Below are 6,324 nucleotides of genomic sequence, written 5' to 3' on the forward strand. Positions count from 1 at the left end.
AGACCCCTCTTACGAACTGCCCAGACAAGAGGGGACGCGCCATGCCCAGAACACGGGCCGTGATATTCGATCTGGACGGGTGTCTGGTTGACAGCGAACCGCTGTCGCTTGAGGCCATCGCCGTCGAGATGCGCAATCTTGGCATTCAGGACGCCAGTGCCCGTGAAGTCGGCGAACGGTTTCTCGGGGTCGCGATGCCGGTGATTGTCGACTACGTATCCAAACGGCTTGGCCGCCCCGTCCCTGCGGATTTCGCGCAGCGGGTCGAGGACCGGTTGCTGGCCTCCTACGCGACCAAACTTGTCAAGATCGCGGGCGCGGATGCGTTGCTGTCGGGTCTGCAGAGACAAGGCACCGCCATGGCAATCGCGACTGGCGGGTCATTGCGTCGCATGGCTGCAACGCTGGAACTCGCGAGGCTTGCACAGTGCTTTGCAGATACAGCTTGCAGCGCGGAAGAGGTCGCAAACGGAAAGCCCGCGCCTGACCTGTTCGTGCTGGCGCTTGAGCGGCTGGGCCTGAAGGCCGCCGAGTGCCTCGTGCTGGAGGATTCTCCGCACGGTATCCGGGGTGCGCGTGCGGCCGGCATTCCCGCCATTGGCTTTGTCGGCGGAGAGCATCTGGACGGAAAACGGGACCAGCATGCTGCCGTGCTGCGCGATGCCGGTGCAATCGCGGTCTTCACAGAACTTTCAGAGGTCACGGAGTTCATCCAGGGGCACACGCAAAGGACCACAAAATGATCGCCCTCTCAGACGACACGTTGAATGCCCTGCCTGCAGGCATCGACGTGCCCCGCTATGACCGCAGAACGCTGAAAGCCGGGATTGTCCACATCGGATTGGGCAACTTTCACCGGGCGCATCAGTCCTGGTATCTGCACCGGCTGATGCAGCAAGGACTTGCTCTGGATTGGGCCATTGTCGGCGCGGGCGTGCGCCCTTACGACAACGAGATTCGTAACCGGCTGGAGAAACAGGATTTTCTGACAACCCTGATCGCATTGGATCCTGCTGGTGTCGTTGGCGAAGTCACCGGCTCAATGATTGGCTATGTCCCCGTCCAAAAGGGCAACCGCCAGCTGATCGACGCGTTGGCGGCACCCGATATTCGCATCGTCTCTCTGACCGTGACCGAGGGCGGCTATTACATTGATCCCGTTTCAAAAGGTTTTGATGTGTCCCATGCGGACATCCGACACGACGCGGCGCATCCCGATACCCCGCGCACCGCCTTTGGTGCCATAGTCGCCGCACTGAAACTGCGTCGCGATGGAGGCGTCGGCCCCTTTACCGTGCAAAGTTGCGACAACCTGCAAGGCAACGGCACCGTCTTGCGGCAGACGGTGGTTTCGCTTGCGCGGTTGAGTGATCCGGATCTGGCGGATTGGATTGAGAGCAACTGCTCCTTTCCCAATTCCATGATCGATTGCATCGTTCCCGCCACGGGACCAGGGGAAATCACATTGGTCCGCAACATGGGGATCGACGACAGAGCACCCGTCACCCATGAACATTTCCGGCAATGGGTGATCGAAGACGATTTTTGTGCCGGTCGCCCGGACTGGGACAAGGTCGGTGCGCAGTTTTCGAACGACGTACATGGGTACGAGGCGCAAAAGATCCGCATTCTGAACGGCGGCCACCAATTGATCGCCAACGTGGCCGAGGTTCTGGGGATTGAAACCGTGTCGCAGGCAATGCAGCACCCTTTGGTTGCGGGTTTTTTCCGAAAGGTCGAGATCGAAGAGATCGTGCCCCACGTCACGCCGGTGCCGGGAATGACGCCCGCCGCCTATGTGGATCTGATCGAAACTCGTTTTTCCAACCCCCGGATCGTCGATACCATCCGGCGTATCGCCTTTGACGGATCATCCCGCCACACCGGAATGATCCTGCCCACTGTCCGTGACGCTCGCGCCGTCAACGCCCCGCTGGACGGTCTGGCGCTGGCCGAGGCCGCCTGGGCGCGCATGTGCGAGGGAACCCGTGACGACGGGTCCGACATCGCGCCAAACGACCCGCTTTGGGCTCAGCTGAACGCTACGGCGCAGAAGGCAAAATCATCGCCGGTCGCGTGGCTGGAACAACGGCAACTTTACGGTGACCTTGCCGATTGCCCGCGCTTTGCCACCAGCTTTTCACGCTGGTTGAACATGATGTATCACGACGGCATGAATGCCGCGCTGCTAACCTATCTGAAGGGCGCATGAATGACATTTCTTGGCATTGACCTTGGCACTTCCGGCCTACGCGTATTGCTTGTGGACGGCGACGGAACCCCCATCGGCGCGATCGAGCGGCACTATAACGCCACCCATCCGCACTCCGGTTGGTCCGAACAGGATCCGGCCGACTGGATCGCGGGCCTCGAGGCCGCCATTGACGAAATGCGCGCAACCTACCCCACCTTTGCGGACCTCCGCGGCATCGGCGTGGCGGGTCATATGCACGGTGCGACGCTGCTGGATGCGTCGGGGGCGGTTCTAAGGCCCTGCATCCTGTGGAACGATAGCCGATCCTATGCCGAGGCCGCACATCTGGACGCCAGCGAAGGGGTGCGCGCGCTGTCGGGCAACATCGTCTTTCCCGGCTTTACCGCGCCCAAGCTGGAATGGGTCCGCAAGCATGAACCCGAGATATTCAGCAAGGTCGCGAAGGTGCTGCTTCCGGCGGCCTATCTGAACTATTACCTGACCGGCGACTATGTTGCAGACATGTCCGACAGCGCAGGCACCTCGTGGCTGGATGTCGGCGGGCGATCGTGGTCACCCCGTCTGCTGGAGGCCAGCCACATGCGTGCCGATCAGATGCCGCGTCTGGTGGAAGGGTCCGAAGCCGCCGGGGAACTTCGCACAGAATTGGCCGCACGATGGGGGATCGCCGGACCGGTGACGGTCGCGGGCGGTGCGGGTGACAATGCCGCCGCCGCATGCGGCATCGGCGCGCTGGACGAGGGACAGGGGTTTGTGTCGCTCGGCACCTCGGGCGTTTTGCTGGCGGCCCGTGACGGTTACCGGCCTGCGCCGGAGACCGCTGTTCACACCTTTTGCCACGCCCTTCCCGGTCGATGGTATCAGATGGGCGTCATGCTCTCGGCCACCGACAGTCTCACCTGGCTGGCCCGGATCGCGGGCAAAAGGCCGTCGGAATTGACCGGCGCACTGGGCGATACCCTGCTGCCGCCGTCGTCGGTCAGATTTTTGCCCTATCTTTCGGGGGAGCGCACCCCGCACAACGATGCCGAGATCAGGGGCGCCTTTACCGGGCTCTCAACCGGCACGACGCTCGAAGAGCTGACGCGCGCGGTGCTGGAGGGAGTGGCTTTCGGACTGCGCGACAGCTTTGACGCGTTGCAGGCGACGGACGCCAAGCTGGAAAGCCTTATCGCGATTGGCGGTGGCAGCGCGTCGCGATACTGGCTCCGGGTGATCGCGACCGCGCTGGACATCCCGCTGCGGCTACCGGCCTCGGGTGAATTCGGTGCTGCACTTGGCGCGGCGCGACTGGGCATGATTGCCGCGTTTGACGGCCCGCCGGAAAACGTCATCTTGCCACCGGAAATCAAAGAGGAAATCCTGCCGAACCAAAGCTGCAGCGTCGCCTTTTCAGACGCCTATGCGGCGTTTCGGGATGCCTATCCCGGACTTAAGGCCATCCAGTGATGCGGCTGCGGCCCATTTTACGTGGCAATGCAGCTCGGCCTCTTTCTGGCCTGGGCATTTGCGGCGATCAGCGGCGAGAACTTCACCACCCGGCAGTTCAACGTGGGAAGATCGATTTCGACGCCGCATTCAGCCATGATCTCCTCAAGATCCCGATACGAGACACCGTAGCGAACATAGAAAAACACAGCGTAAAGGATCGCGCTCTTGGGGAAATGGTTCCCTTTGAAATCAACCGCCGCGCTTAGGTGTTCGCTTTCAAACACAAAACGCACACTTGCCACTCGCGATCCAGACCCGCCAACCGCTAAAACCTTGCGTCAGAACCTTTTCTTTTGCGATGCCCACCAATTTCAGCCTAAGGACCTAGGCGGCATTGCGCAGCGGCGCCAATGTTTCGACCTCAAGGACAGCTTTCACCATGTGTGGTTTTCGCAGGCGGGCATTTCGGGCGCAGAACCGTGCCACAGGTCGAAGGCATCGGACCTAGCGTGGAGATATGAGCCGATAGCGGCGGGGCGTGAATATCGAGTTGATTTGATCGTGGGCGGTGAGGAAGGGAACTTTGCGACCGTCTGCTTTCGGCCTCGGGTGCCTTCATTCGCGAGCGAAGTCTCAGCCTAGCCAACGCTCGGACATTGATCTTGACACTTGGGACGCGCGTCGGCATTTATTATTATACATTGTATAAATAAAGGTGTGAAATGATCACTGGACATGCCTTCATCGCTACCAGTTTGGACGGCTTCATCGCTCGAAGCGACGGTGATATCGCTTGGCTTCTGGAGCGCGATAATCCCGACGAAGACCATGGCTACGATGCCTTTATTGCGGACATCGACATCATTCTGATGGGCCGTGGAACGTTCGATAAAATGCAAACCGTAAGGCCCTGGGTCTACAGTCGGCCAGTTGTTGTCATGTCATCAACCATGACGGAGTCCGACCTGCCGGACGACCTGGTCGAGAAGGTCCGGGTTGCGAACAATACACCTGAAGAGGCGATGCACATGCTGGAAATCGAAGGACATCGGAAGGTCTATGTCGATGGTGGTCTTCTCATTCAGTCCTTCATTAGGGCCGGATTGATCACCGAGATGGTAATCACGAGCGTTCCGGTGCTCCTTGGTGAAGGACGCAGATTGTTCGGAAAGGTCGCCGCAGACATTTCGCTTCGCCACGAAGGGACGAAGAGCTTTCCCTCCGGACTTGTCCAGTCCCACTACCGGATTAAAGCATGAAGCGGCCACGGGGGCGGCCGCCGCAGGCGGAAGCTCCTGTCTCGCGCGACGATATGGTCCTAGCGGCCCTCGAACTTCTGGACCGCGAGGGCGTAGACGCCTTCACCATGAGGGCGCTGGCGAAGCGACTCGGTATAAACCCGATGACGATCTACCATCACTTCGGCGGTCGTGATGGCTTGATCGGCGCGATGTCGGACGCGGTCTACGCGCAAGTAAAGGCGCCAGAGGACGGCACGCCATTCGATCGGATTGAAGGTCTGCTGAAGGCCTACCAAGCGCAGGTGCTCCGCCATCCGGCATTGACCCTGCTGATCTTCAGCCGACCGATGGTTTTTCCGCAGCAGGCCGAACGGATCACCAACATGATTTCTGCCTTTCTGGCCGAAGGCGGCCTTCAAGATCACAAGGCGCGGCTGTGGCGCGACATACTCGTGGACTTCACCCATGGCGCTGCGTTGGCGACTGCGATGAGTGGACGACGCTTGGACTGTGCTCCTCCCGAAGATCAGGGGTTCACCATGGCACTGAGCGAACTTTTGGTAGGCCTAAATCAATGAGATTACCGGGGCGGTAAGGGCTCGAAGCAGACCTCGGCGCGACACTTGATTTACGATGCGCGAACAATCTCCGCCGGGCGCCTATCCGCGCAGGAATAGTGGTTCTATTCCAAGCAGATGTGACGCCTCCTCTCGGGACATTGCTGCGCAATGCCCTGCCGGGCAATGGGCCGCGGGAAAATCCGTCAACCCCGTCACGCCAAAGGCGTGCCAACATGACATAGAACTAATGGCGACAGAACCCGGCGAGCTTTTACAGAACCCTTTTTTGAGTGAATTGTCTTCATCCAGGCGTCGGCCTCTCTAAGGCTGAATGACATAGCGAACGTCGCTGGATCGTTTCCAGACGCTTTCGACGTCGCTCAGCGGTCGGACCTCGTGAGGGGGCGCGAAACCCTCGCGCTGCGCGACAGCCAGCAGCTCGCCCACGGAGGACAGATAGTCGCCCACGGCAGCCGAACCGATGCCTGAACCCAGGATTTCCAGCCCGGAGCTTTGCAGCCCGTAGCCGGAAATCGGCACTGTGGCACCGCCAAGCGTTCCAAGAACCAGATAGCGGCGGCTTGGTTCCCCGGCGGGAGATCCTTGCCCCGCGGTGGCGGCGGCAAGGAGGCGTTCGGCCACCGACCCCCAGACGAAATCGAGAACGATGTCGACGCCGTCGTCGAAAACGGCCTTCAGTTGTTCGTCCGCGTCCGGTGCGTCGAGTGCGATTCCGGTGTCCGCAGGCAATCCCTTCAACTTCTCTTGGGTGCGCACCACAGCAATAGTACTGTGAACAGGCATGCAATTTTGACCCCGTAGCGGGGTGATCGGCATCCAAAAATGACCCCCTTACACTGATGTGGATAATGCCCCC

Annotated in this window: 6 protein-coding genes and 1 pseudogene; 5 read left to right on the forward strand and 2 right to left on the reverse strand. The window is 60.3% G+C overall.

Annotation, left to right across the window (positions count from 1 at the left end):
* Nucleotides 1–41: 41 nt before the first annotated feature.
* The 3 genes from PVW51_RS09295 to xylB are packed head-to-tail and all read left to right on the forward strand — an operon-like array spanning nt 42 to nt 3,664.
* Nucleotides 42–743 carry an HAD family hydrolase gene (locus PVW51_RS09295; RefSeq protein ID WP_274574714.1) on the forward strand — a complete coding sequence of 234 codons (702 nt, stop codon included), beginning with the start codon at nt 42–44 and terminating at the stop codon, nt 741–743.
* On the forward strand, nt 740–2,212 hold the full coding sequence (locus PVW51_RS09300; protein WP_274574717.1) for a mannitol dehydrogenase family protein: 1,473 nt from the start codon (nt 740–742) through the stop codon (nt 2,210–2,212). The genes PVW51_RS09295 and PVW51_RS09300 overlap by 4 nt, the downstream gene beginning before the upstream one ends.
* The gene (xylB, locus tag PVW51_RS09305) at nt 2,213–3,664 is read left to right on the forward strand and encodes a xylulokinase (RefSeq protein WP_274574719.1); all 1,452 of its coding nucleotides are present in this window, start codon (nt 2,213–2,215) and stop codon (nt 3,662–3,664) included.
* Nucleotides 3,665–3,696: 32 nt separating this feature from the next.
* Here xylB and PVW51_RS09310 read toward each other — a convergent pair.
* Nucleotides 3,697–3,930: pseudogene (locus tag PVW51_RS09310) on the reverse strand (hypothetical protein); the annotation flags it as partial.
* 438 nt (nt 3,931–4,368) lie between these two features.
* Here PVW51_RS09310 and PVW51_RS09315 point away from each other — a divergent pair.
* Entirely contained in the window at nt 4,369–4,905 is a 537-nt protein-coding gene (locus tag PVW51_RS09315; RefSeq protein ID WP_274574721.1) for a dihydrofolate reductase family protein, read from the forward strand.
* Nucleotides 4,902–5,465 (forward strand): TetR/AcrR family transcriptional regulator, encoded by a 564-nt coding sequence (locus PVW51_RS09320; RefSeq protein WP_274574724.1) that lies wholly within the window; start codon nt 4,902–4,904, stop codon nt 5,463–5,465. The genes PVW51_RS09315 and PVW51_RS09320 overlap by 4 nt, the downstream gene beginning before the upstream one ends.
* Nucleotides 5,466–5,768: 303 nt before the next feature.
* On the opposite strand, the gene PVW51_RS09325 is transcribed toward PVW51_RS09320, so the two are convergent.
* Complete coding sequence (locus tag PVW51_RS09325; RefSeq protein WP_274574725.1) at nt 5,769–6,251, reverse strand: hypothetical protein; 483 nt, start codon at nt 6,249–6,251, stop codon at nt 5,769–5,771.
* Nucleotides 6,252–6,324: the final 73 nt, after the last annotated feature.

Source organism: Sulfitobacter sp. PR48 (assembly GCF_028807335.1).
In the GTDB taxonomy this organism is placed as follows: Bacteria; Pseudomonadota; Alphaproteobacteria; order Rhodobacterales; family Rhodobacteraceae; genus Sulfitobacter.